The following is a 3,001-nucleotide window of genomic DNA, read 5'->3' as shown; positions in this document are numbered from 1 at the left end:
TCCCCCTTCGCGTCACGCCGTCGACGACGAGACCGGTCAGCGCGCTGACGGGCGGGTCGTAGGTCTTGAGGGCGCTGATCGCGGCCGGGTAGGCAGCGACGATCGCACGGGGCTCACCCTCGGTGACCCCCAGACGGCGGGACAGGTCGTCGACCAGCGCGTCGACCTCGGGCAGCTCGGGCACGTGACCAGTGTGCCGTCCCGGGGCCACGAACGCGAGGGACCCCGGGACGCTCACGCGTGCCCGGGGTCCCTTCGTGGAACGTCTTACTTGACGGCGGCCTTCAGCTTGCTGCCGGCGGTGACCTTCACGCCGTGGCCGGCGGGGATCTCGAGGGTCTCGCCCGTCGCGGGGTTGCGGCCGGTGCGCGCTGCGCGCTCGACACGCTCGACCGTGAGCAGGCCCGGGATCTGGACCTTCTCGCCCTTGCCGACGGCGTTGATCAGCGTGTCGCCGAAAGCGCTGAGGACCGCGTCGGCGTCGGCCTTGGTGGTGCCGGCCGTCTCGGCGACTGCGGCTACGAGTTCAGTACGGTTCACGGGTTCCTCCGACGTGGTGGGACTGGGTTGTCTCGGACGCACACCAGCATAGGGAGAAATGCCGAACTTCCCCGGATTTCCGGGGCCCCACGCCGGTGTTGTGCGCCTTGACACTAGCCCACGACGCCGGTGGTTTCAGCGCCACGGGGGCGGGAGCGGTGTGTCGACGACCCTTCGGAGGGTGTCCAGGTAGGTGTCGCGGGGCCATGCCTCGGCCCCGAGCGACGCCAGGTGCGGCGTGAGCCACTGGACGTCCACGAGCCGCTGGGCCGCGTACTCGTCGGACAGCAGCTCCACCAGACTCAGCAGGGCGACCTTGGACGCGTCGCGCTCGCGGTGAAACATGCTCTCACCTGCGAAGAGGCCGCCGACCGCAACGCCGTACAGCCCCCCGACCAAGGCGCCGTCCGTACCTCTCACCTCGACCGAGTGCGCCCATCCGAGATCATGCAGCCGCGAGTACGCCGCGGCGATCTGGCCGTCGATCCAGGCACCCTCCCGCGACGGGTCGGCACACGCCTCCACGACGGCGTGAAAATCTGTGTCGACCGTCACGGTGAAGTACTTGGCCGACTTGCGCAGCGAGCGGGTGACACGCAGCCGGTCGAGCTGCAGCACGCCGCGCTGCACGGGGGACCACCAGCCGATCGGGCCCTCCGGCTCGACGGGCATCGGGAACATCCCGGCCGCGTATGCCGCCACGAGGGTGCCGGGCTCGAGATCGGCGCCAATGCCGACGAAGTCGTCATCCGGCCAGTGGGTACGGCCGAACTCCCAGTGGTTCGGCGGCAGCGGCTGCGGCGTCACAGGCCTGACTGTATCCAGGGGCCGCCGGCTACCTGCTGGCTCAGTGGGTACCTCCTACGATGGAGCGCAGACTACTCAGGAGGACCGTGTGGGCATCGCCAGGACGACCGCGAAGATGGTGGGACCGCGCGTGGCCATGTCGGCCGGACCGAAGGTCACGTCCGGATACGTGCGTGTGCTGCTCGACCGGGCGATCGACGGCGTGGGCCCCTTCAAGCCGGTCCGGGTCGCGGCCGACGCCCGGCTCGCGCTCGCCGGCGGGAGGGTCGAGGACGCCATCGACGACACCGTCGCGATCCACGTCCGCTACGCCGGGGCCCAGGGCTTCCTGACCAACGTCGGTGGCATCGCGTCGATGATCGTGACGGTCCCCGCCAACGTGACCGGGCTGGCCGTCCTCCAGTGCCACATGGTGGCCGCCATCGCCTACCTCCGCGGCTACGACCTCGACGACCCGCGGGTCCGCAACGCCGTGATGGCGTGCCTCCTCGGCAAGGACGAGATCAAGAAGGCCGTCAAGGAGCGACGCATCCCGACGACGCCGATGGGCCTGGCGACCTCGCCGGTCCACGACCCGAGCCTCGACGACCGCGTCGCCCAAGAGGTGACTACCGCGCTCTTCGGCCGGGTCAGCGGCAAGCAGGGCGCCTCGATGATCGTCCGCAAGGTGCCGTTGCTCGGCGGAGGGGTCGGCCTGGTCGCCGACGCGAGGCACACCGCCAAGATCGCCTCGTACGCGCGCCAGGAGCTGCGCGACCGGCGGCTCGCACTGCCACGCTGACGGCCCGCACCCGCGGCCGTACGCACCAGCGCCCCGATCTGACGGGCTGCACACCGGATCCGCGAGGAATCCGGTGGCGAACCCGTCAGACCGGGGCGCGTGCTGGTGCTGGCGGAGCGTCAGACCAGGTCGAACCGGTCGGCGTTCATGACCTTGACCCACGCCGCGGTGAAGTCACGGACGAACTTCTCCTTGGCGTCGTCGCTCGCATAGACCTCGGCGAGCGCACGGAGCTCCGAGTTGGACCCGAAGAGCAGGTCCACACGGCTGCCCGTCCAGGTGTGACCCGTCGCCGTCGTGCCGGTGAAGGTCTGCGCCGAGTCGTCGTTCGGCGTCCAGGTGGTGCCGAGCTCGAGCAGGTTGACGAAGAAGTCGTTCGTCAGCGTGCCCGGGGTGGCCGTGAGGACACCCAGCGACGAACCGTCGTAGTTCGCGCCGAGGGCGCGCATGCCACCGACGAGGACCGTCATCTCCGGCGCGCTGACGCCGAGGAGGTTGGCCTTGTCGACGAGGAGGTACTCGGCGGGCAGACGGGTGGCCTTGCCCACGTAGTTGCGGAATCCGTCGGCCTTCGGCTCCATGTAGGCGAAGGACTCCACATCGGTCTGCTCCTGCGTCGCGTCGACGCGACCCGGCGCGAACGGCACCTCCAGGTCGTAGCCGGCCGCCTGCGCGGCCTGCTCGACGCCGACGTTGCCGGCGAGCACGATGACGTCGGCGAGCGAGACCTGCTTGCCGCCGGTCTGCGACGCGTTGAACGCCGCCTGGACACCCTCGAGCGCACGGAGCACGCCTGCGAGCTCGTCGGGGTTGTTGACCTCCCAGCCTGCCTGCGGCTGGAGGCGGATGCGCGCACCGTTGGCGCCACCGCGC

General features: G+C 70.4%; 4 protein-coding genes and 1 pseudogene. 1 reads left to right on the top strand and 4 read right to left on the bottom strand.

Annotation, left to right across the window (positions count from 1 at the left end):
- From PV363_RS16860 to aat, 3 genes and pseudogenes are all read right to left on the bottom strand, one after another.
- Positions 1-184: pseudogene (locus PV363_RS16860) on the bottom strand (Fpg/Nei family DNA glycosylase); the annotation flags it as partial.
- An 83-nt stretch (positions 185-267) separates the two neighbouring features.
- Complete coding sequence (locus tag PV363_RS16855; protein WP_220342875.1) at positions 268-540, bottom strand: HU family DNA-binding protein; 273 nt, start codon at positions 538-540, stop codon at positions 268-270.
- Between the two features lie 135 nt (positions 541-675).
- Positions 676-1,347, bottom strand: a complete 672-nt coding sequence (aat, locus tag PV363_RS16850) for a leucyl/phenylalanyl-tRNA--protein transferase (protein WP_301022960.1) — start codon at positions 1,345-1,347, stop codon at positions 676-678.
- Between the two features lie 88 nt (positions 1,348-1,435).
- Here aat and PV363_RS16845 point away from each other — a divergent pair, with 88 nt between their 5' ends.
- Entirely contained in the window at positions 1,436-2,128 is a 693-nt protein-coding gene (locus PV363_RS16845; RefSeq protein ID WP_301022959.1) for an EcsC family protein, read from the top strand.
- Between the two features lie 119 nt (positions 2,129-2,247).
- On the opposite strand, the gene PV363_RS16840 is transcribed toward PV363_RS16845, so the two are convergent.
- On the bottom strand, positions 2,248-3,001 hold a 754-nt coding region (locus PV363_RS16840), incomplete at its 5' end, for a peroxidase family protein (protein WP_366525504.1).

It is taken from the genome of Mumia sp. (assembly GCF_028803055.1).
GTDB lineage: Bacteria > Actinomycetota > Actinomycetes > Propionibacteriales > Nocardioidaceae > Mumia.
This window is presented reverse-complemented; position numbering and strand designations above follow the sequence as displayed.